Annotated in this window: 21 protein-coding genes and 1 tRNA gene; 12 read left to right on the forward strand and 10 right to left on the reverse strand. The window is 40.7% G+C overall.

Annotation, left to right across the window (positions count from 1 at the left end):
- Window positions 1-4: 4 nt before the first annotated feature.
- On the forward strand, window positions 5-1027 hold the full coding sequence (locus ACFQZX_RS08465) for an LLM class flavin-dependent oxidoreductase (protein ID WP_377113758.1): 1023 nt from the start codon (window positions 5-7) through the stop codon (window positions 1025-1027).
- A gap of 264 nt (window positions 1028-1291) precedes the next feature.
- Complete coding sequence (locus tag ACFQZX_RS08470; RefSeq protein ID WP_377113761.1) at window positions 1292-1633, forward strand: RNA recognition motif domain-containing protein; 342 nt, start codon at window positions 1292-1294, stop codon at window positions 1631-1633.
- Between the two features lie 66 nt (window positions 1634-1699).
- Here the strand turns inward: ACFQZX_RS08470 and ACFQZX_RS08475 are convergent, their stop codons facing one another.
- A complete protein-coding gene (locus ACFQZX_RS08475) occupies window positions 1700-4051 on the reverse strand; it encodes an alpha-L-rhamnosidase-related protein (protein WP_377113763.1) in 2352 nt (783 codons plus the stop codon).
- Between the two features lie 137 nt (window positions 4052-4188).
- Between ACFQZX_RS08475 and ACFQZX_RS08480 the strand changes: the two genes are divergently transcribed.
- The 6 genes from ACFQZX_RS08480 to ACFQZX_RS08505 all read left to right on the forward strand — a co-directional run bounded on the left by ACFQZX_RS08480 (window position 4189) and on the right by ACFQZX_RS08505 (window position 10431).
- Window positions 4189-5217 carry an arabinan endo-1,5-alpha-L-arabinosidase gene (locus ACFQZX_RS08480; RefSeq protein WP_377113766.1) on the forward strand — a complete coding sequence of 343 codons (1029 nt, stop codon included), beginning with the start codon at window positions 4189-4191 and terminating at the stop codon, window positions 5215-5217.
- Window positions 5218-5350: 133 nt separating this feature from the next.
- Entirely contained in the window at window positions 5351-6937 is a 1587-nt protein-coding gene (locus ACFQZX_RS08485) for a flavin monoamine oxidase family protein (protein ID WP_377113769.1), read from the forward strand.
- 36 nt (window positions 6938-6973) lie between these two features.
- The gene (locus tag ACFQZX_RS08490) at window positions 6974-8143 is read left to right on the forward strand and encodes a pyridoxal phosphate-dependent aminotransferase (protein ID WP_377113772.1); all 1170 of its coding nucleotides are present in this window, start codon (window positions 6974-6976) and stop codon (window positions 8141-8143) included.
- A 37-nt stretch (window positions 8144-8180) separates the two neighbouring features.
- Entirely contained in the window at window positions 8181-9176 is a 996-nt protein-coding gene (locus tag ACFQZX_RS08495) for a Hint domain-containing protein (RefSeq protein ID WP_377113775.1), read from the forward strand.
- A gap of 276 nt (window positions 9177-9452) precedes the next feature.
- Window positions 9453-10034 carry a TlpA family protein disulfide reductase gene (locus ACFQZX_RS08500; RefSeq protein ID WP_377113777.1) on the forward strand — a complete coding sequence of 194 codons (582 nt, stop codon included), beginning with the start codon at window positions 9453-9455 and terminating at the stop codon, window positions 10032-10034.
- Between the two features lie 112 nt (window positions 10035-10146).
- Window positions 10147-10431, forward strand: a complete 285-nt coding sequence (locus ACFQZX_RS08505) for a hypothetical protein (RefSeq protein WP_377113779.1) — start codon at window positions 10147-10149, stop codon at window positions 10429-10431.
- A gap of 16 nt (window positions 10432-10447) precedes the next feature.
- On the opposite strand, the gene ACFQZX_RS08510 is transcribed toward ACFQZX_RS08505, so the two are convergent.
- Window positions 10448-11650 carry an MFS transporter gene (locus ACFQZX_RS08510; RefSeq protein ID WP_377113781.1) on the reverse strand — a complete coding sequence of 401 codons (1203 nt, stop codon included), beginning with the start codon at window positions 11648-11650 and terminating at the stop codon, window positions 10448-10450.
- Between the two features lie 132 nt (window positions 11651-11782).
- Here ACFQZX_RS08510 and ACFQZX_RS08515 point away from each other — a divergent pair, with 132 nt between their 5' ends.
- The 3 genes from ACFQZX_RS08515 (at window position 11783) to ACFQZX_RS08525 (ending at window position 14918) form a co-directional block, all read left to right on the forward strand.
- Entirely contained in the window at window positions 11783-11980 is a 198-nt protein-coding gene (locus tag ACFQZX_RS08515; protein WP_377113783.1) for a hypothetical protein, read from the forward strand.
- 120 nt (window positions 11981-12100) lie between these two features.
- Window positions 12101-14014, forward strand: coding sequence for a glycoside hydrolase family 127 protein (locus ACFQZX_RS08520; RefSeq protein WP_377113785.1), 1914 nt, complete (start codon window positions 12101-12103; stop codon window positions 14012-14014).
- Window positions 14015-14231: 217 nt separating this feature from the next.
- Window positions 14232-14918, forward strand: a complete 687-nt coding sequence (locus tag ACFQZX_RS08525) for a DUF4397 domain-containing protein (protein ID WP_377113787.1) — start codon at window positions 14232-14234, stop codon at window positions 14916-14918.
- An 81-nt stretch (window positions 14919-14999) separates the two neighbouring features.
- Here the strand turns inward: ACFQZX_RS08525 and ACFQZX_RS08530 are convergent, their stop codons facing one another.
- The 7 genes from ACFQZX_RS08530 to pyrE form a co-directional block, all read right to left on the reverse strand.
- Window positions 15000-17270, reverse strand: a complete 2271-nt coding sequence (locus ACFQZX_RS08530) for a GH92 family glycosyl hydrolase (RefSeq protein ID WP_377113790.1) — start codon at window positions 17268-17270, stop codon at window positions 15000-15002.
- A 63-nt stretch (window positions 17271-17333) separates the two neighbouring features.
- A complete protein-coding gene (locus tag ACFQZX_RS08535; RefSeq protein WP_377113793.1) occupies window positions 17334-17684 on the reverse strand; it encodes a DUF2200 domain-containing protein in 351 nt (116 codons plus the stop codon).
- Window positions 17685-17980: 296 nt separating this feature from the next.
- Window positions 17981-18053: transfer RNA gene (locus ACFQZX_RS08540), tRNA-Lys, on the reverse strand.
- 350 nt (window positions 18054-18403) lie between these two features.
- Entirely contained in the window at window positions 18404-19216 is an 813-nt protein-coding gene (locus ACFQZX_RS08545; protein ID WP_377113795.1) for a carboxypeptidase-like regulatory domain-containing protein, read from the reverse strand.
- A 30-nt stretch (window positions 19217-19246) separates the two neighbouring features.
- The gene (locus tag ACFQZX_RS08550; protein WP_377113797.1) at window positions 19247-20875 is read right to left on the reverse strand and encodes an ABC-F family ATP-binding cassette domain-containing protein; all 1629 of its coding nucleotides are present in this window, start codon (window positions 20873-20875) and stop codon (window positions 19247-19249) included.
- A 391-nt stretch (window positions 20876-21266) separates the two neighbouring features.
- Window positions 21267-21662 carry an SRPBCC family protein gene (locus tag ACFQZX_RS08555; protein ID WP_377113799.1) on the reverse strand — a complete coding sequence of 132 codons (396 nt, stop codon included), beginning with the start codon at window positions 21660-21662 and terminating at the stop codon, window positions 21267-21269.
- A gap of 7 nt (window positions 21663-21669) precedes the next feature.
- Window positions 21670-22311 (reverse strand): orotate phosphoribosyltransferase, encoded by a 642-nt coding sequence (gene pyrE / locus ACFQZX_RS08560; RefSeq protein WP_377113801.1) that lies wholly within the window; start codon window positions 22309-22311, stop codon window positions 21670-21672.
- Between pyrE and ACFQZX_RS08565 the strand changes: the two genes are divergently transcribed.
- Window positions 22310-22948: an NUDIX hydrolase gene (locus ACFQZX_RS08565; RefSeq protein ID WP_377113803.1), complete on the forward strand. Its 639-nt coding sequence runs from the start codon at window positions 22310-22312 to the stop codon at window positions 22946-22948. The two genes, pyrE and ACFQZX_RS08565, sit on opposite strands and share 2 nt — an antisense overlap.
- On the opposite strand, the gene coaD is transcribed toward ACFQZX_RS08565, so the two are convergent.
- Window positions 22917-23378 (reverse strand): pantetheine-phosphate adenylyltransferase, encoded by a 462-nt coding sequence (gene coaD, locus ACFQZX_RS08570; RefSeq protein ID WP_377113805.1) that lies wholly within the window; start codon window positions 23376-23378, stop codon window positions 22917-22919. The two genes, ACFQZX_RS08565 and coaD, sit on opposite strands and share 32 nt — an antisense overlap.
- Window positions 23379-23398 lie beyond the last annotated feature (20 nt).

The raw sequence follows: 23398 nt of genomic DNA on the forward strand, positions 1-23398 counted from the left end.
AGTAATGAAAAAAGTTGGATTTTTATCATTCGGGCATTGGGCAAACCATTCTGCCTATAAAACCCGTACGGCAGCTGATACTTTGCTGCAATCTATTGACATGGCTGTCGCTGCCGAAGAGATTGGCATAAATGGCGCTTATTTTCGAGTGCATCATTTCGCAGCCCAATTGGCATCGCCATTTCCTTTATTATCGGCAATTGGCGCTAAAACAAACAAAATAGAAATTGGCACCGGTGTAATAGATATGCGGTATGAGAATCCGTTATATATGGTAGAAGATGCCGGCGCTGCCGATCTGATATCTGGTGGACGATTACAATTGGGAATAAGCAGAGGTTCGCCGGAGCAGGTTATAGATGGCTGGCGGCATTTTGGTTATGAACCTGCTGAAGGTAAAACCGATGCGGATATGGGACGCGAAAAGGCTCTGGAATTTTTAGATAAGCTAAAAGGTGTTGGATTTGCAGAGCCTAATCCATACCCAATGTTTCCAAATCCACCTGGATTGTTAAGGCTCGAACCCTATTCAGAAGGACTGCGGGAGCGTATTTGGTGGGGAGCCGCATCTAATGCTACCGCTGTTTGGGCGGCAGAAAACGGTATGCACCTGCAAAGCTCTACATTAAAGTATGATGAAAGCGGCAAGCCTTTTCATATACAGCAGGCCGAACAGATCAGATTATATAAAGAAGCATGGAAAAATGCTGGCCACCAACGTGAACCACGGGTTTCTGTGAGCCGCTCTATCTTTGCACTGGTAACTGACCAGGACCGGTATTATTTTGGGCAGGAAGCAGACCGCAAAGACAAATTTGGTTATATTGAAAGTGATAAACGTGCGGTTTTTGGAAAAAGTTATGCCGCCGAACCGGATAAACTGATTGAGGAGCTGTCCAAAGATGAAGCTATTCAGGAAGCCGATACGATTCTTTTGACCATCCCTAATACTTTAGGCGTTGATTATAATGTTCATGTTTTATCTTCTATAATAGAGCATGTGGCCCCCGGTTTAGGGTGGCGCTAAATTAAAGCTTTATTCAACTTAGTAAACACAAAGGCATTGCTAACCCAATGCCTTTGTGTTTACACTTTAATTGTAATAAATTTTAAAAATTTATATTAAATGTTGTATATGAATCGAGGAGCTAACTAACATATAATTAAACTGAGATATATTTTGTAAAAAGCCAAATATTGCAGATACAGGTTGCTCCAATCGCGATACACGGATACTTGATACTGATATTACGGTTTAAAAAGCTATTTTTGCTTCGTACATTTATCGCTCATGACAAAACTTTTTATAGGTGGCTTCCCCTTAAAAATGCAGGAAATTGAAATTGTGCAATTGATTGCACCTTATGCTGATGTAATAACCATCAAATTGGTGTGTGATCGTGCAACAAAAAAATGTAAGGGGTATGGTTTTGTAGAAGTCAGCACTGAAGAACAGGCCAATGCAGCCATAGAAGGTTTAAGTGGTACACCCATGGGCGATCGTGTGCTGACCTTAAATATTGTACCTGAGCAGGGTAACGCCCCGGTTAAGCCTGTTCGAAATTATACCAGGGCACCACAACAAAGGCCAAATCCAAACTATAATAAACGCCCCCGCAGGCCAAGGGTTTAATACAAGCCATGGCATTGTTTGCCATAGCTTATATATAAAAAGCCTGCACGCAGCGCTGTTATAAATTCAAATCACAAATTTATTAAGCCCTGGCTTAAGCTTGTATTGTTTTGCTTTCCATATCAGTATACCTGTGATTTTTTGAGGAAGGCTAACATTGACTTTCCATCTGCCATCAGCAAAAGTATAATCAACAGCGATCCGTCCATTTGGATGCGGCATTTCTCCGCTTATTTGTTTTAACTGCCCCAGGTGTGGCTCGATCCTTACTTTTTCAAAACCAGGAGAGTAGCTGTCAATACCTAAAATCGTTCTGAAAAACTCAATATTCGGGCTTGCACCCCAGGCATGGCAATCCGAACGGGATGTATTGACATCTGAATACTCGGCCCAGGTGCTAAGCCCCATAGCTATGTTCTGGCGGTAAATATCCAGCCAGTTCATATAGTCGTTTCCAAGTCCGGCTTTTACAAGCGCCTGGTTCAGATAATATTTAAAATAAATAGAACATTGGGTTAATCTGGTATCGCTAAGTAATTTTTGTGCTATTAATGGCATATCTTTTTTGTTTACCATGCCAGATAGTATTGCGAGTGAATTGACGTGCTGCGAAAAACCGTTTTTTTCTTTAGTATCTGCATATAACCCTTTAAATGGGGCCCAATACTTTTGTTGAATAGTGCTTTTGAGCTGGGCGGCTTTCCGGTTGTATATTACGGCGTAGTCATGCAGGCCTACCTGGCCTTCCATTTCGGCCGCCCATTGGTAGGCCAAAAGCAGTTGGAGGTCATAAATTGCGGCGCTGCCATCTTTGCCTTTTACCTCGCCCCAAAGGTTCCCCGCCCAATCTACAAAGGCCCAGTATGGTGTGTCCTTTATTGAACCATCAGGTTGCTGATATTTGCTGAAAAAGTTGAGCACTGCACGCTCACCAATCAACTTGTCTTTTATGAAGTTTTTGTCATTCCGGTACATCCAGTAATCGTGCAGCATGCCAATGTACCACAATGAGAATAGAGATATGATTTGAGTGCCATTTGTTGGGTAGCAGCTTCGGGTAATCCCTTCTGCTAAGCGCGAGTGGTCAATTTGTGTGATAGCATTGCGAGCCAACCGGTCGTCGTTGGTATTGTAATAGGATACCATGGCCTGTATTCGGGTATCGCCAATATACTGTAGCTGTTCATAATAGGGGCAATCCATATAGGTTTCCCATGCGTTTAACCGGGCTGTGCGCCATCCTATATCCAGCATCTGATTGATTTCTTTGTTGGCTGTATTAATTGAAGAAGCCCTTTTGAAAGGATAGCCTGTAAAGGTACCGTACAGATCATCAATGATGAGTGGGTCATTTTTAGTATGTACAAGCAACTTTAAATACCTGTAAGTACGAAAGTTTAGCGTAGTGAAAGATTGCCCTTTGCTGCCATCCGCGATCAGGCTGTCTATCCTGCCAACAAATTCTTTTCCTTGTACCTCATTACGGTTGCCTTTTATTACCCCTTTACTTCCTTTTTCATATAACGATTCCGCGTAGCCAAGGGAAATGCCTGCATCTTTGCCACCACTAAAATTGAGTGTTACGTAAGCGTTAGTTTCAAAAGTTTGGTCGAGCAGTAAAACAGTGGTAGTATTTGCCGGTACCACTACCGGTGCTTTTTGAGAAGGAAAAGCCGGGGGCACATTTACACCTTCAATACTGCGTAACTTAAGGATCCGTTGGTAAGTCATTTCCCTTGCTGGAAGTGTGGATGGTACCAGCGCCCAGTCGATACCCCAGGCGGCGCCTTTAAGTTTGCCATCCATCACTTTAAGAGCAGATGGCCAGTTATTGTCATCAAAGCTTGCAGCCGTCCAATCTCCTTTAACTGCCTGGTTCATGTCTACTAACTCACCTTTACTGGCTGCAAAAAAGTAACCCGGAATAGGTTGATGGCCGTTATCGCGTATGCTTTTCCAGCTTTCGTTGGTGTTTAATATTTCTTCCTGCTTGGTATCGCCTTGAAGTATAAATGCTGTACGGACACTTATTTGTGCGGCGGGGCTGTAATTAGCCTCGTTCCAAACAAGCGCAGCAACCGTGTTCTTTCCTGGGGTGAGATAACGAGCAAGATCAACAGTTTCATAATTCCAGTAATAAGTATCACCACGCGCAGGGCCAAGTGATACCAGGTTACCATTTACATATAGTTTATAACGGTTATCTGCCGATACATGTACAATAAACGATGCGGGTTTATTATTTAACTCAACAAATTTTCGGAAATAAAATACGCCATAACTTTTTCCGTCATCGCCCATTGTGGCAATCCATTGAGCGTTCCATGGTTTGGAAGTTATTGTAGCATTTGTGGCACGGGCACTTGTGTGTTTGCTTAAAAATGAAACTAACAGAAGCGTCCAAAAGATATACTTCATACGTTTATAAAAGGTAGCGCAATATAATAACTAAATCAATTTAGCAAAGCATTTTTTATACATTTGCTGTTATTTGTTTTTTAGTTATTGGTCGGTTCAATCAAATTACTATCTTCATAATTATACACCTGCTAATCATGAAGTTTAAATTATTTGCAATCCAGCTATTGACATGCTGCTTAATTTGTGGACAAGGAAAAACCGTCATCGCCCAAAACAAGGAAATCTTTAAGGTTGGGGACGTTACTACCGACCCGGGTGTACGCGACCCATGTATGGCTAAAGAAGGCGATACCTATTACGTTTATTTTACAGGCGGTGGTATACAGGTTTGGGCATCAAAGGATATGAAAACCTGGAAAAAGTTGCCATCGGTATTTAGCAAGGCACCTGCCTGGGTAGCTCAAAGGCTGCCAAGCTTTAAAGGCCTGGGCTTTTGGGCTCCAGATCTCAGTTATCATAACGGGAAGTGGTATTTGTACTATGCCACATCCATATTCGGCAAAAATACTTCTGTTATTGGTATGGCTACCAATAAAACGATTGATCCTGCTTCTAAAGACTACAAGTGGGTTGATGGCGGTATGGTGCTACAATCTGTAACAGGGCGGGACGACTGGAATGCCATTGACCCTAATTTGACAGTTGACGAAAATGGTACGCCCTGGCTTAGCTTTGGCTCGCATTGGAATGGGTTAAAGCTGGTTAAGCTGCAAAGCGATTTCAAAACACCCGCCGAACCACAAACATGGTATACAATTGCCGCCCGACCACGCGACTTTAAGTATACCGACGAAGAAGCAGGTAATGGTGCTATTGAAGCGCCATTTATATTTAAAAAGGATAGATATTATTACTTGTTCGTATCATGGGACAGATGTTGCTCGGGAGTAAACAGTACCTATAACATCAGAGTAGGGCGATCCGAAAAAATAACCGGCCCTTACCTGGATAAGGATGGTGTTGATTTAGCCAAAAATGGCGGAACACTGGTGCTTGGTGGAGATACAACAGCCGTAAAAAAAGTTTATGCACGCGGGCATAACTCGGCGCATACATTTAATGGGATTGATTATTTAATTTTTCATGCTTATACAGATACGTATGAGCGGCTTGGAATTGAAAAGCTGAAATGGGAGGATGGCTGGCCGGTGGTTGTTAAGTAACAGGTTAATTTATTATAGGTTTGATAATGAATGTGATTTTTTGAAATAATGAGAATGTTACATTGAAATCTTTATCAAATCTGAAAAAAACAGGCTATATTCAGCCCATTAACTGTTACTAACTGATCTTATTTTGAAAACAATTACCCGAAGAGATTTTTTGGGAAGAGGTGCTATGCTTGCAGGTGCCACTTACCCAGCTATGATGGCTTTAGGGCTTCTTCGCCCGGCGCCTGCGCATGCTTTTGACCTGGAAGGCAGCGCCAACGGAAAACACATTGTAATTTTAGGAGCCGGCTTAGCGGGTATGACTTGTGCTTATGAGTTGAATAAATTGGGTTATAAATGTACAGTGCTGGAGGCAAGGGAACGCACGGGGGGGCGCTGCTGGAGCATACGAAATGGAAGTACTCAAACTGAAATTGATAAACCGGTTGCTACAGCTAAGTTTGACCTGGGGCAGTATTTTAATGCAGGGCCATCGCGCATACCACATAACCATGAGCTAACCCTGCATTATTGCAAAGAGCTGGGCGTACCTATACAAGTTTATAACAACGTTAATGAAGGTGCTTATTACTTTGCCGAAGGCAAAGGGCCGTTATCCAACAAAAAGATCCGCGTTCGTGAGATACATAACGATATAAGGGGTTACATGGCCGAAACGCTTGCCAAAAGCGTTGATCATGGTGCGCTTGATAGTACATTGAGTAAAGAAGATGTTCAAAAAGTTTTGGAATATCTGATGGCCGAAGGGGGGCTGGATATAGACAAACTTTATAAAGCATCAGCAAGGCGGGGATTTACAGAACCAGCGGGTGCCGGAAACAAACCAGGAAAAATAGCTGACCCCTACAAATTAGCTGATATAATTAATTCCGGGCTAATTGACCCTGATTTTTACAACGTCGCCGAATATACTTATGAGTTACAAATGACTATGTTTCAGGCTGTGGGTGGGATGGATAAGATTGCTGCTGCCCTTGAAGCTAAAGTAAAGCCATCCATTATAACAGGCGCCGAGGTGACAGATATTACTAACCTGGCAGAAGGCGTAAGTATTAAATATAAAGCCGGTGGTGTGCCAAAAGAAGTTAAAGCCGACCTGTGCATCTGCACAATACCATTACCTGTATTAAGCAATATCAATAACAATTTTTCTGGTGATGTTAGCCGTGCAATTGATTATATTAGCTATATCCAAACCGGTAAGATCGGTTTGCAATTTAAAAGGCGTTTTTGGGAAGAGGATGAGCATTTGTATGGTGGTATAACGCATACTAATAACGATCTGACACAGATATTTTATCCGTCATACGATTATCTTGGTAAAAAAGGGATACTGATTGGCTACTATAACTTTAACGAAAAGGCACAAAGAACTGGCGAGTTAAGCTACGCCGACCGTGAAAAGTTCGCGCTTGAAAAAGGCAGGCTGATACATCCGCAGTACGATAAAGAATTTGAAAACTCCTTTTCTGTCAGTTGGCATAAAACTAAATATAATTTGGGCGGATGGGCGGTTTACAGCAACGAAACCCGTAAAACGCAATATCCGGCATTGATTAAACCGGATAAGCAGGTTTACTTTGCCGGTGAACACGTCACTTACCTGAATGCCTGGATGGCCGGTGCATTCGAGTCGGCACGAAGTACGGTTGCCGCTATACATGCAAGGGTGAAAGAACAGCGTGTGCAGTACCCTGCTCAAAAAGGATAAAAGAGAACTAACTAAACTATACTAAACTAACTAAAAATGTCAAATTCAATTAACCGCAGGAAATGGATAAAATCCAGCGCCTTAGTAGCCGGGGGACTGGCTTTTTGTTCGGGCGCAATAAATAAACTTTATGCTATGCCGGCAAAAGTACTAAAAGCCTCTGCACGTGCTGTAAGTGATAAACAAGCGGTATTAAGCAGCCCGCCGGGACTGAAAGCAAGGTTGCTGGCTAACGAAAACCCTTTCGGTCCTTCAGCGGCGGCAAAAAAAGCAATGGCCGAAGCTATGGATACCAGTTATCAATACCCTTTTATGCAAATGGGGCAATTGGCCGGAAAAATTGCAACTTACGAAGGCGTTGGCCAAAAAAGCCTGATTATGGACTCGGGTTCTACACCTTTACTTCATGCTGCGGCTTTGTTTTATACCAAAGGCGGTAAGTCTGTTATTACCGGTGACCCCTCTTATGATGACCTGCCAACCTATGCAGAAGAGTTTGATGCCAAATGGATAAAGGTGCCTTTAACAGCCGATTATAAGCTTGACCTTGATGCTATGGAAGCAAAGGTAGATGCCAACACCGGTTTAGTTTATATATGCAATCCTAATAACCCAACTGCTACCGTTGTAGATACTGCCAAGCTTAAAGCTTTTTGCGAGCGTGTATCAAAAAAAACAATGGTATTTGTAGATGAGGCCTACATCGACTATTTGCCTGATCCGCAAGCAGCCTCTATGATCGGCCTGATTAAAAGTGGAAGCAATATTATTGTTGCCCGCACTTTTTCCAAGCTTTATGGTTTTGCCGGTTTACGTTTAGGTTATGCCATTGCCCAGCCCGATGTTATTAAAGCTTTAAGAAGCTACTCAAGTGCCGGCTTCAATGTAAGTGCCGTTACACTTGCAGGTGCATTGGCAGCGTACCAGGAAAAAGAGTTTTTAACTGATGCACTCAAAAAAACCAATGCCTCTAAAGAATACTTGTATTCAGTACTTAAAAAGGAAGGTTATGAATATATTCCATCATCAGCCAATTTTGTTATGTTCCCTCTTAAAATGAATGGAGGTAAATTTGTTGGCGAAATGATGAAGCGTGGCGTGGGCGTTCGTAGCTGGGCATTTGGCGGTAAAGAATGGTGCCGTGTAAGTATTGGCCGTATGGATGAAATGGAAGCCTTTGCAGAAGCATTTAAACAATTATCATAAATAATAAGAACCCAATTTATCAGCTTTATACTATACTATGCGTAAACTAACATTAACATTATTTTTTGCAGGATCAGTTTACTTTTGTAATGCCCAGGCGCCGGTTAATCCGCGACCGCTTACTATGGCTGAGTACACCAAAGCACAAACGTTTTCAATTGCCGACCTGGATAAAGACACTTACGTAAAATTTGAGAATGCCTACGTGCTTGACCGTTATGAAGGCCGCAAACCTTATTTTATAACCGGTAGCGATGGTTTAAAAAAGCGCATTGATCTGTACAAGCTGATTGCCAAAGATGGTATGCAGGAAATTGGTACCATGGTTTTTTATACTAACGAAAAAGGTAAGCTGTATAAGGCCGTAGTACCTGATTTTACAGCTGATGGAAAGGTGTGGGAACAATACTTTCAGGATATAGATAATATCAACAAGGTTGAAACTAACTTTATTCTGAAGTTGTCTTATGTGCTTTCAAAGGAATTCAGCTTCCAGCAATATAAACTGCTTAATGGTGGTAAGGATATGAAAGAGGAGGGTGCTACTTACGGCAATGATATCTGCTTTCCGGGTGATGAACTGGTTACTATGGCTAACGGGACTAAAAAGATGCTGAAAGATGTAAAAAGCGGTGAACAGGTAATTACCATCGACCCATCAACCAAACAACCTGCCGCTGTTAAAGTAAAAGAGCTTACCACACATGCAGCCAAAAATTATGCGTTAACCAAACTGATACTTATATCAGAGCAGGTAAAAAACACTGATGCCGGAAGCTTTGTGCAGCTTAATAGCAAAGTATTACAGGCCACTCCCAATCACCCGATGCTTACTAAACAAGGTAACCAAAAAATCGGTGAGATAGCAGTAGGGCAGGATGTGCTTTGCCTTAACGAGCAAACCGGTAAATATGAGCCTTATAAAGTGCTGCTTAAATCTGAGAATGCTGGTGGCGTACAAAAGGTTTACAACATTGTTGCTGATAGTGGCAGCACATTGCTTATGAATGGCGTAATGGTATTGCAAAAATAAACATAAAAAATCCCAAAAGGGCATAAACCCCTTTTGGGATTATAAGCTTATTGCTAAGACGCGATAGTTAACTCATTATCTTTTCAGTGTTATAAACGTCTAAAAATTTTTTAGCTTAAACATATCATAGCCTGATTAATATCTTGCTTTTAACTTAATTCAGGCGGTATTTTCAAAAAGCATCCAAGCAATAGTAAAACCACATCAGGGGATGAACAATTTTTAATAGCCTTTATTTCCCTTTATAATATCTATCTTACTGCCAGTAATTTTAAAGTGGCAAACACATATCCATCAATATTTTCCTGGTTGATTAATCTGTTATTTATAGCAGCCCTTATTATCATCCTTTTTTTCCCTCCGGCTAAGGCATTGCTGATACGTGGTGGAATGCATATCGGATTATTTCAGCCTGAGGTGACTGAACAAAAAGTGCCAGATGGCCCGGTAGCCGAAGATATTATACTTGAGGTCCAGGACGGTAAGGCATTCCATTTATCTGATTTAAAGGGGAAAATAGTCTTTATGAACTTTTGGGCAACATGGTGTCCACCATGTATAGCAGAAATGCCTTCAATAAATAGTCTTAGAAAAGAGTTTAAGGGCAAGGTTGTATTTATTATGGTTGATATTGATAATGATCTTGGTAAATCAGTCGAATTTATGCGCGACAGAAATTATGATTTACAGGTATATCGCACAACTTCATCAGTAAAAGGTAATCTTGCTTCGAAGGTTATACCATCATCTTTTATAATTAATCAACATGGGCAAATAGTATTTCATCATAAAGGCGCTGCAGATTACTCAAACACAAAACTAACCACCTTCCTTAATAAATTACTCTTGAGCAATTAAAGTATTGTTATCACGTATGTTAACAATTGCCAATGTTTAACATAATGATAATATTGATTTAATGTTGGTATGTCATAGCTTTGTGGCACATTATCAAACAGATACATAATTTATGAAAGATAAGCTTAAACCCCTGATCAAAGAAGCGAAAAAAGCAGCTCATAAAGCTATGCAACAAGCTATAGCAACACAGTTGAAAGATATTACTACAAAATATACTGCGCCATCAAAACGGTTAGATAAAAAAGTTGCTAAGGAAGCAAAAAAGCTTGCTAAAAAATTTACAAAAGACATTAAGATCGATCGCGAAAACCTGTTAAAAAACAACACGGTTGAAAAAGCGCAGGGACTTGTTAAGCCTGCAGCTGCAAAATCTCCGGAAAAAGTCACTGCATAAGCTCAGATCAAAAGCCTCAACTCTCGCTTTCGATAAGTATCGGGCGGGATTTTTTTTGTTTTCTGTTATACTGAAGGCTCATAAATATTAGAGCTAAAATAGTGATTCCGGCAGTGCTGTACATTATCACCGGAACAGTAGTTAATACATCCTGGTAATACCATCCAGAAAATAATGCGCCCAACCCAATACCTGCCTCCAGTGCAATATACATAGTCGCCATTGCTTTGCCCCGGTGCCCTGGTTCGCTCAAATCTACAGTCCATGCGTTTAAGGCAGGGGACAATATACCTGTAGCAATCCCGTAAATTATGCCTCCGGTTATTAAACCTATTATTGACCGTGCATAACCAACAACAACCAGTGCAAATACAAGTAATATCAACCCGGTTTTGATAACACTTACTCGGCCATATTTATCCGAGGCCTTGCCTGCAACAAACCTTATCAGGAGTGAGGCTACGGTAAAAACCATGAAAAACAGTCCCTTGTTTACTATACCAAGATGCTGGCTCCAATCGGGTATTACAGTTAATATGGCGCCATAAGCTATGTATGAAAGCAGTGTAGTTATAGCTGCGGGTAATACCTCTATGGCTATAATATCTTTACGTGATATTTTAAAGGCATTGATGTTAAGCGGCAGCTTGTGTTGTAAAGTCTCTTTCATGTTCATCAAAATGATGATGGACATGAGTGCAAAAAACGATGAAGTATAAAACAGGGCATCAAGCGAAAATGCGAGCCGTATTGTACTCCCTATTGCTGGCCCGACAGCAAGGCCGGTACTAAAACATAAGCCATGGAAACCCAGCGCTTCGCCCCAGCGTTCGCGTGGAATTATATCTGCTACATAAGCGGCTGTGGCTGTGGGTTTAAAACCGGTAGAAAACCCATGTAAAAGGCGTAAAAATAAAAACCCTGATACAGTTCCCAATACCGGATATAAAAAACCGCATACAAAACAAACTATTGACCCTACTGCCATAACAGGTACCCGGCCAATTGTATCTGTCAGCCGGCCGCTAAATGGACGTGATATGCCTGCTGTCAGGGTGAACAATGCTATGATTAGCCCCTTATGCTCTGCGCCGCCTAAACTCGTGAGGTAGGCTGGAAGCTCTGGTATCAGCATGTTAAAACTGCACGAAAACAGGAATGAACTGAGACAAACCAATGCAAAATGAAGGCTGTAAATAGATTGTACAGGTTTAGTCATTATCATTTTTTTTGCAAGTGTAACAAAAGCCGCTTAATAGTTAGCAGCATAAATAAACTAAGTAATTTTTGAGTTACTGTTGATGCAATATCCACGCAAAATGTTATCTTACATTACCTTTAATTTAATACTATGACACCCGAATTTGGCTTTTACAGCAACGATGGTGCGCTTGTGCCATTAACTCAACTTAATACCGCCAGTTTAGCTTATGTTAGTTATACCACACAGCAACTACAACAGCTATTACAGGAAAAAATAAAATCAGAACTTTACGAACAGTGCGCGCAGATACGTGATGAGTTACAGCGACGTATAGCCATAAACTGATATGATGCTTACGACCAATCATTAATTGCTTTATTGAGTAACTTTTATAGGCTCACTACGGTTTTTTGATGTCGAAGACATATATTTGGAATACCAGTTATCTGTCTAAATCACACTTATATGCTTCTGTCAAAAAAACATTTTCTTTTCGTTGCTTTTATTGCTATTAGCAGTAAGCAGTTAGCGGCTCAGTCAATTTCTAAGATGCAGCCGGTTAGCTTCTCTAAAGTTATTATAACCGATAACTTTTGGGCGCCACGTATTAAAACAGTAAGCAATGTTACAATACCGGTATGTGTTGAACAAACTGAAGTGAAAACACCGCGTATCCGTAATTTTGAAAAGGTTGCGCGTAAGCAAGGCGAAAAGCATGAAGGTATTTACTATGATGACTCTGATGTTTATAAAGCGCTCGAAGCTATTGCATATTCGTTGAAAAATCATCCGGATGACAAACTGGAAGCCAAGGCTGATGAGTGGATAGATAAAATTGCAGCAGCCCAGCAACCTGACGGATACCTTAATACTTACTATACCCTCAGAAAATTTGAAGGTAAGTGGACGGACATGGAAAAGCATGAGGACTATAATGCCGGCCATTTAATTGAGGCGGCTGTAGCCTATTACAATACAACGGGCAAACGTAAACTGCTTGATGTTGCCATCCGTGTTGCAGATAATATTGATAGCACTTTCCGTTTGCAGAACAGGCATTGGGTATCTGGTCATGAAGAGATTGAACTGGCTTTAGTGAAACTTTATCATGCTACCGGCCAAAGCAAATACCTTAATCTGGCCGACTGGTATTTACAACAGCGCGGGCACGGTTACGGTAAAGGCATGATTTGGGATAGAAAAGATATGGGTGTTAAATATGCACAGGATGATGTACCGGTTAAAGATCAGAAACAGATAGAGGGCCATGCGGTTCGCGCTATGTATTTATACACCGGCGCTGCAGATGTAGGGGCTGCAAAAAGCGATGCCGGTTATATGACGGCCATGAACAATGTTTGGGAGGATGTGGTGTACCGTAATATGTATATCACAGGTGGTATTGGTTCCTCTGGCAGTAACGAGGGGTTTAGTGTAGATTATGACCTGCCAAATGCCGATGCTTACTGTGAAACCTGCGCATCAGTAGGGATGGTTTTGTGGAACGAACGCATGAACCTGCTTACAGGCAATGCCAAATATATTGATGTGCTTGAGCGCAGCCTTTATAATGGCGCCTTAGACGGCCTCTCGCTTAGCGGCGATCGCTTCTTTTACGGTAACCCCTTGGCCTCATCAGGAAATAACAGCCGAAGCGAGTGGTTCGGCACCGCCTGTTGTCCATCTAACATAGCAAGGCTGGTAGAATCGCTGGGTAATTACATTTATGCTTCTGCAGACAATGCGGTTTGGGTAAACTTGTTTATTGGCAGTAATACTAATATTAAGTTAAAGCAAGGAAACGTAAAAATAAGCCAGCAAACTAATTACCCGTGGGATGGGAAGATAGAGATCATGGTTTCGCCTGATACTAAAAGTAAATTCCCGCTATATGTACGTATTCCGGGCTGGGCAGTAAATAAGCCTGTACCGGGCAATACTTATAAATATATTGATGCTGATAACAGTGAATTTACAATTAAACTAAATGGCAAACCGGTAAAGTACGAATTGAATAACGGTTATGCAGTAGTTAATAATTACTGGACAAGCAACGATAAGATAACCGTTGATCTGCCTATGCCAGTGCGTAAAATACAGGCTATAGATAGTGTAAAGGCTAATCAAGGTAAAGTGGCACTGCAACGCGGGCCGTTAGTGTATTGTGTAGAACAATCAGCTGAGATAAATAACCCGACCGATATCGTTGTTTCGAAAAACTCAGTTTTTACATCAGCGTATAGAAAAGATGTACTTGGAGGTATAGTTGAACTTAAAACAAATATGCGGGATAACTCGGTGTTAACTGCTATCCCATATTACTCGTGGGCCAACCGGGGTAAATCAAACATGCAGGTTTGGTTGCCATTAAGTAAATAAACTTATTGTCTGATATAACGGTCAGTTACTAAAATTTAAAGTTTTTGCATGACGAGTTGAATAATTAATCAAATTGTTTTGATTTTATTACAACCCTTGTGTTTAAGCACATACGCCCCATTTATTGCTGTTACAGGTAGCTGATAAAATGAAAATAATTCCTTTGGTATGGTGTTTGACATTGCAAGGTCATTTGAAATTAAACACTACTTGTCTTATGAAAATTTTTAATTCACTGAAAAACCTTACCTTATCAGCCGGTCTTATTTTAATCACTGCAGCATCATTAAGCTCATGCAGTAAAGATGATGATAACAATGGTGTTTTTGGCGATGCCCATGTGAGGGTTGTTAATACAGTTGAGGGATCTGCTTCGCAAGACCTGTATGTTGATGATACCAAAGTGACAAGCTCTGCCGTTGCGTATGCAGAAAACTCAGATTTTACTGAGGTTCGCACGGGCGACAGAAAAGCAACTTTCCATAATTCAGGATCAACCGATGTAAACACCTCATTTGATTTATCTTTAGACATTGGTAAATACTACACTGTATACTACACTGCCGATGGAAGCTCAAAAACATCTTTTGTTACCGAAGAAGATATGTCGGCACCTGCATCTGGCAAAGCCAAAGTACGCTTTGTACATTTAAGTTCAGCAGCTGCGTCTAAAATAGACCTGGCTATAGCTAACGGCGAAAAGATATTTACCGATCTTGCCTACAGAACAGCGTCTGCGTATAAAGAGGTTGATGCTAATGCATCTTTTAAACTGTATACATCAGGTTCATCAACCATTGGTTTGAATATCCCAACTTCGCTTGAAGCAGGTAAAATATATGTTATATATTTTACAGGTAATACTGCTGCCAACTTTAGCTTTCATGTTGTTAAAGAAAACTAAATAGCTTTTACTTGAATTACAAAAGCCTTTCTTTACGGAAAGGCTTTTGTTTTTTTATATCATTTGCAAAAAAGTAACGGCTTAAGGCATAGGCGCTGCAGATGGTGGTGGCGAATTTACTCCCCAGCTTTTATTTGCAAAAGGCCCCATCACCAATTCAAGTACACCGCCATTTATGATATCACTATGGTTGAACCAGGGCTTATTCCATACTTTTCCGTTCAGCTTTGCCGATTGTATATACTTATTGTTGAATGAAGCGTTTACTGCTTTAATCTCAAAAAACTTACCGTTCCCTAAATTCATTTTCATGTATGGAAAGCAAGGGCTGCCGATGTTGTAGGTAGGGGATCCAGGTGTAACCGGGTAAAAGCCCATCTGGCTGAATACAACAAACGCAGTCATCCCACCGCCATCTTCGTCGCCAGGTACACCCATCAGATCATTACGGTACCATTGGTCCAGCAACGATCTTATGCGTTTTTGTGTGCGCCACGGTGCGCCGGCATAGTTGTACAAATAAGGGATGTGAAAGCTTGGCTCATTAGCCATTGAAAACATGCCCACGTTTCCCGTATGATCCGGTAAAATATTATAAAAGCTCCATCTTGCCATTGGATAAGGCTCGTTAAACATGTCCTCAAGCGCAGCTACAAATTTTTCTTTTCCACCAATCAACGACACCAGGTCGCCTATGTTATGCTGTACGTCCCATCGGTAAATATAGCCATTGTTTTCATCGTAATAATCACGGGCACCCGGGCCGCCTGATGTACGGTAATCCAGCGGTTCAATAAAATTTCCGTCTTTATCTTTTGGATGAAAAAAGCCTGTTTTAGGATTAAATACATTACGATAGTTATACGAAGCGCGCAGATAGTGTTTGGCTTCATCTGTTTTACCTAAATCAAAAGCAATTTGCGACAGGCACCATTCGTCAAACGATGTCCCGAGAGTTACCGCAATGGGCTGACGTTTTTCCCAGCGGCTTACATGTGCCACAGTTTCTGTATCACCAGGTTTCAATGCCGGAAAATATCCATATTCTTTATAAAACTTGTCCAGCTCGCCAGCAGGAACAGCATGCGACCAGGGGATAAGCGACTTATCTTCTATCGCACCTTTACTTACCTCGTAAGCTTTGGCCAAGTCAAAACCTCTCAGCCCTTTGTTCCATGCATCGGCAATGCTGGCTATACCGTGGTTGGAGTTCATGCCCCTCTCATCACCGCTAACGCCCGGAAATGTCGGCATCCAGTTTTGGCCGGTTTGCTGGGCCATTAATATGTAAGAACGAAGAATATTATTTTCAACATTTCTGTTGATCAAAATGCGTAGGGGATGAGCGGCACGGTAGGTGTCCCAAAGCCAGTCGTCTGTAAAGAACGGATGGCCCCCGTCATTATGTACTTTACCATCTGACGCGCTAAAATATCGCCCGTCCTCACTAATGCAAACAGGCCGTTCATAAGTGCGGTAAAGCGAAGTATAGAACACCGTAGTCTCCTTATCAGAGGCACCCGATACAGCGATCTTGCCTAACGCATCATTCCATATTTTACGGCCAGCTGTAGCTACTGCATTTACACCATAGTTTTTAATCTCCCGTTCAAGGTTGTTTTTTGCCTGATCGATGCTTATAAATGATACGCCGTAACGCATGCCTATATTTTTTGTTCCGTCCGGATATTTCAGGGCGATAGCCGTACCAGATTCGATACTCCAATCAACGCCTGTGCTGCCGGGCACACCAGCCTTAGCGGGAGCAACATCTGTCACCGCATAAATATAAACCCTTGTTTTATTGCCTAATTCTTTATAGCCGCTAATGATGTTTCCGTGTGCTTGTATCTGGCCACGTTCACAGTTGAATACCAGGTATGGTGAACCCTTTTTTTCGAAAGATATCTGGTAAACCGCACTTTGGTGCGATGGCGCGAAATCAATAGCTACATTCAATTCGTCCAAATAAACCTGGTAGCGGTAAGGTGTAACCTTTTCCTGATCGTAGCTTAAATTTTGTTGCGGTGTGATCTTGCTTTCATTTCCCTGTGACGGATAAAAATTGAATCCTGATTCGGAACGATGATGGGTAACGATCAGTGGCAAGCCACCCAGGTAGTTAGTTGTGTAATTATCCCGTACCGGAAAAACGCGCATCATGCTGTTTGGCAAATGCGTTGTGGGGTAGGTAGGTACAAGCATGTGGCTTATATTACCAATATAAGGATTTACATAATCCACCGGGTCTTTCGAAACCACCTTTTTAGGTTTTGGTGTATCAGTAGCATTTGTAATAGTAAACATTCCGATAAACCCGCATAAGGTTATCAAGAGTTTAGTTTTTATCATATAAGAATTGTTAAATTTCTTGTAAATGAGGATGGATTGCTGATGGTTTCTTTAACCAAACACCTATTTTCTTAGGATCTTATCCATTGCCTTTCCTTTAGCCAGTTCATCAACCAATTTATCTAAATACCTTACTTTTTGCATAAGTTTATCTTCAATCTGTTCAACACGATAGCCGCAAATTACACCTGTTATCTTAGTGACATTAGGGTTCAATTGTGGCGCCTGTTCAAAAAAATCTTCAAAATTGGTCTTATTGTCAATATGTTGTTGCAAGGTTTGTGCGTCATATCCTGTTAACCAAAATATCACCTCGTCCAGTTCTTGTTTTGTACGCCCTTTCTTCTCTACTTTATTGATATAATGCGGATAAACGCTTGCAAAGGACATTTTATAAACTCTTGAATTATCCATCTTGACTTATACTAAAGCTTTTCAGTTGGGTGACTAAGGTAATTAATGCGGCATCACCAGCAACATGGCACCATCTTCAAACATAGCAATAATCAATAAAATATATTTGTTTTTAAATGACCCAGATAAGATAAAGACTCCTGGATTGACTTAAATAACGATTTGGTGCCAATAGCATTAATGATCGTTAAGCCGGCAAAAGAATACAAGGATCATGAGTTTTGAAAATAGATTAACTATAATCTCTTGAGTAAACAAAAAAGCTCCTTAGAAAATATCCAAGGAGCTTTTGTTTGTGACCCCGCTGAGGCTCGAACTCAGGACCCACAGATTAAGAGTCTGTTGCTCTACCAACTGAGCTACGGAGTCGGGACAATTACGTAACAGGGTTGCAAATATACAATCAATAGGCAAAAAAGTGAATTTTGTTCAATTTAATTTACCCGTTGCTAAAAGGGCATAACTATGGCTAAGAAAGATTTTTTATCAGTATGCAAATCAGCACTTAATGTTTTCTGATGCTTTTAAGTAAGCCCGAAAAAACTACAGTTAAAATAGAAATGACAGCCGCAGCCATTAAAACTGTGCTTACAATTGCTAATGCATTCATGGTGATAATTGGTTGGTGTATAACTAAGTTACTTATTTATAGTTAATTAGCAATACATGTTGATAACTATATTATCGCCTTAATGAATGTATTATATGATGAGAAAACTTTAATACTCTGCCAGGACATTGAAACCGAGGCCTGCTATACCTTCTTTTTCCCACTTTGCCTGGCTGGTTTCTCTCGCTATGATGGCACCGCTAAATAAACTTGCAGAAAACATAATACCCTGACTGCGGCTTTGCTTTATCCATTCAAGGCTTACAAAAAACTTGTCTTCAACAATTATATTATAGGGTTCCAGGTCAATGCTTATCAAGTCCTGACCTTTTTTTACAGTGACAAAAATATTCTGGTTCTGTAACAGTTGATCCGGGAGGCCGCCTTTAACGGTATAAAAATTAAGCCGCATCATTATAGAGTCTACTACTATTTCAGAAGCCAGCGAGGCATTAAAGCGTTTAAGATAGGTGGGCGACTTTTTTATTTTTATAACCGCCCCAATTTCGTTACCCAACCGTCCGGATGTGAAGCCGGCATTAGTACCTTTAGAACGGGTGGTATTTCCCAGAATTACTTGTTTCCACTTATGGTTACTTACCCTTACTTCTTTTAACTGAGTAAGCGATGGCTGCAATGAAATAGTTTTTGCAGCATTTACATCAATATCAGCTATTTTAAATGCCTGGCTGATATAACCAACCATTGATATACGCAAACTATCTGCCGGATGATTACTCAGATCTAATTTATACGTGCCGTTTTCGGCAGTAACCGTACCAACGCTTTTGCCTATTATACCAATATTAACATAGGGTAGGGGTTTGGCAGTCTTTGCATCAATAACAACTCCTGTTAGTGTTTGTGCCTTTGTACAAAAAGCTGTAATAACAAAATATCCTATCAGAAATAAGCTTTTCATACCGGCAAGACGTTTAATTAGTATAAAAGGTTACGCAAGCGCGTACATTTCTTCCCGTTGTTTTTGTACTGCTTCGCTGTTAATGTATTCATCATAGCTCATGAGTTTGTCGATAACACCACCTGGTGTAATTTCAATAATACGGTTGGCAACTGTTTGCACCAACTCATGGTCGCGTGAGGTAAAAATAATATTACCCCTGAAATCCCTCATCCCATTATTCAGCGCAGTGATCGACTCAAGGTCAAGGTGGTTGGTAGGTTCGTCAAACAATAGCATATTGGCAGATTGCAGCATCATACGGCTAAACATGCAACGCATTTTTTCGCCACCAGATAATACATTGCATTTTTTTAGAACTTCTTCGCCACTGAACAACATACGGCCAAGAAATCCCCGGATAAACTGATCATCTTTCTCGCCCGGTGAAAACTCACGCAGCCAATCGATCAGGTTATCATCCTTGCCTTCAAAGTAAGCAGCACTGTCAATAGGTATATCGCCCAGGTTAACAGTTACGCCCCATTTAAAGCTTCCTGTATAATCACTATCACGACCTGTTAGTACATCATAAAAAGCAGATGTTGCAAGGCTGTTTTGCGATAATACAGCTATTTTATCCCCTTTGTTAACCATAAGGCTAACATTAGCAAAAAGCACTTCACCATTAAGCGTTTTCCCAAGGTTTTCTGTTTGTAATACCTGGTCGCCGATGTCGCGGCCCTGATTATTAAATATTATACCCGGATATTTACGGTTTGAAGGCTGTATCTCGTCCAGATTAATTTTATCAAGCGCTTTTTTACGGCTTGTTGCCTGTTTGGATTTGGATGCATTGGCGCTAAAGCGGCGAATGAATTCCTGCAGCTCCTTAACTTTATCCTCGGCCTTTTTATTTTGTTCGGCACGTTGTTTAAGGGCAAGCTGGCTCGATTCATACCAGAATGTATAGTTACCGGTATAGATAGTCATCTTACCAAAATCGATATCCACGATATGCGTACAAACAATGTCTAAAAAGTGCCTGTCGTGCGATACAACCAATACAATCGCTTCGTAAGAAGCTAAGAAGTCTTCCAGCCAGCTAATGGTGTGTATATCCAGGTCGTTGGTAGGCTCATCCAGTATCAGTATGTCCGGTTTGCCAAATAAAGCCTGTGCCAATAATACGCGTACTTTTTGAGTATTATCAAGCTCTTTTAGTAATTTATAATGAAAATCTTCTTTAATACCCAGGTTGCTTAACAAGGTAGCAGCGTTGCTTTCTGCATTCCAGCCATCCATTTCAGCAAACAGGTTTTCAAGTTCACCTGCACGTTCGCCGTCAACATCTGTAAAATCTTCCTTAAGGTAGATGGCATCTTTTTCTTTCATAACAGCATACATTTCTTTATGCCCCATCATTACGGTCTCTATAACTGTGTAGTCGTCAAAAGCATAGTGGTTTTGACTTAAAACAGCCATTCGTTCGCCTGGTGTAAAGCTTACCGAGCCACTGGTTGCATCAACCTCGCCAGACAATATTTTCAGAAAGGTTGACTTACCAGCACCATTCGCGCCGATTATACCATAACAGTTGCCCTGGGTAAATTTTAAGTTTACATCCTCAAAAAGAGTACGCTTGCCGTAACGAAGAGATAAATTTGATACCGTAATCATGCTGAAATTATTTGCGGCAAAGGTAAGCTAAATAGTTAATTTAATGAAGCCAGGTACCGCGTTTCCACAGCTTTGAGGAAAATGTGGTGATATTGCGTATGTTTTTCCCAGTCATTGTGGAGCCGCCACCTCAAGAAATAAAAATATTATAAAAAAAAGGTAGCAAAAGGTTTGTTTTTTACGATTAATGTATATTTTTAGCGTTATGGAACAACATTTGACCAATTTGTTCCGTATAAGAGAAGAGAACTAATTATAAACCCCGTAAAACCCCCTTTAATTAATCATGGCTATTGCTGTAACTATTATCGTTCTGTTAATTGTAAACACTATGATGGTTTATAACAGAGTAGAAGACGGTCGGAGACACGACGCGTAATGAAGTAAACGGCTAACTTAATGCTTTAATTAAGTTAGCCGTTTCGTCGTTAACAAGCTTTTGTAAAGGCGTGCTTGACATCATTTTCATAAACATGTTCAGATTGGCAGTAACTGAAAATGATATTGTTGTAAATTCATTGTTATAGCTTAATTGCCAATTCAACTCCATCTCGAAAGGTGGCTTTTCTTCCGGTATAATTCTGATAAGCGTGTTAGTCACCCGCTCGTTGATTCTTAGAGAAAGTGTTGTAATGTTTGGTATAGTAAAGGTTGCAGTATCGGTAGTTGATGCCCAGTTTGTGATATTATCAGGCATCAGTATCCGATGATTATTCATATCTGCCAGAAAATTGTAAATCTTATCAGGCGCTGCGTTTATAGTTACTGTACTTTCAAAAGTGCTCACAAAATTATTATTGTCCCCAGGTAGAGGGTTGTAAACGCCATTTTCTTAAAATCTCCGTATCGGCAGAGGTTATATACTGTTTTTCTTCAGCATATTTAATCAGCGCATCATAGTTTGAAAGTGTAAAGTAAGGACATTTCGCATTTTTAAAATTTTCTTCAGCCACATCAAAACCGTAACTGAATATGGCAGCCAAGCCGGCAACAGTATATCCTGCCTCACGAAGGGCATCTACTGCCTGCAAGCTGCTTTTACCTGTTGATATCAGATCTTCAATAACCACAACACGCTGCCCGGGTGCTATTTCTCCTTCAATTAAATTCCCTCTTCCATGTTCTTTAGCTTTGGCCCGTACGTAAATAAATGGCAAGCCCAGTTCCTGCGCTACCAAGGCACCTTGCGGAATGCCCGCTGTTGCAACGCCGGCAATGCAACCAACTGAACCAAAGGCTTCCTGTATGGCTGATGATAACTTTTGCCTGATATAAGTGCGGATTGGTGGGTAGGATAGTGTTACCCGATTATCACAATAGATTGGTGATTTCCAACCCGAAGCCCATGTAAATGGATTATTAGGTTGTAATTTTATTGCTTTAATTTGCAGCAGAAATTCGGCAACTTGCTGCTCGGTTTCACTATTAGTATACATGGCTCAAAAATACAGAATTTATATTAACGAAAAAGTGATTTTGGTAACAGGGAAATCACCTGACACATCAGTAAGCTATCAACAAATTGATGCTGAGCACTTTGATCTTAAAGTTATTTATCATTGGGCACAAACACAGAAAAACAATTTTTTTTATGTGCTTTGTGATGATGCCAAAGCCTTTATGAAAAGGCTTATAAAAAAAAATGTGCTGATTGAGGCTGCCGGTGGTTTAGTTATTAATCAGGACGGCGACTATCTTTTTATATATCGCAATGATAAGTGGGACCTGCCAAAAGGTAAAATTGAAAAAAAGGAGAAAAAAAAGGTAGCAGCAGTGCGTGAGGTAGAGGAAGAATGCGGCATCAAAGTAAACAAACTGGAAGAAAAAATTTGTAAAACCTATCACACTTATATTTACAAGGGTGAAGTTGTGCTTAAGAAAACGCATTGGTATAAAATGCGCTTTAAAGGTAAGTGTAAACTTATCCCGCAGTTAGAAGAAGGTATAACAGATGTACGCTGGTTTAAAAAACAAGATATACCTGCTATAACGCAAAATACTTTTCCGTCAATATTAGATGTGCTGGATAAGCAGGGATTAATTAAAGGAACGGAATCGCCTCTTTCGGAATAAACTGGGCAACATCTCCATTATACCTGATAATTTCGCGAACGATGCTTGAACTGATTGATGAGTAGCCTGGCTTACTTACAATGAATATGCTCTCGATGTTAGGTTCAAGGGCGTGGTTCATCTGTGCTATTGCTTTCTCATATTCAAAATCGCTTACGGTACGTATACCCCTTATCATGTAATCGGCGCCAATACTGCGGCAAAAATCAACGGTTAACCCTTCATAAGCAATTACATGTATACGCTCATCATACGCAAATACAGCCCTGAGCATTTCTTCGCGTTTACTTACAGGCAAAAGCCCCTGTTTAGTACTGTTTACCCCTATACCTATATAAAATTTATCAAAAAGGTTTACCGAGCGTTTTACAATATCTACGTGGGCCTTTGTAACAGGATCAAACGAACCGGGGAACAGGGCTATTTTCATGTGTTACGAGTTATTGGCTT

This window comes from Mucilaginibacter litoreus (assembly GCF_042676805.1).
GTDB classification, from domain to species: domain Bacteria; phylum Bacteroidota; class Bacteroidia; order Sphingobacteriales; family Sphingobacteriaceae; genus Mucilaginibacter; species Mucilaginibacter litoreus.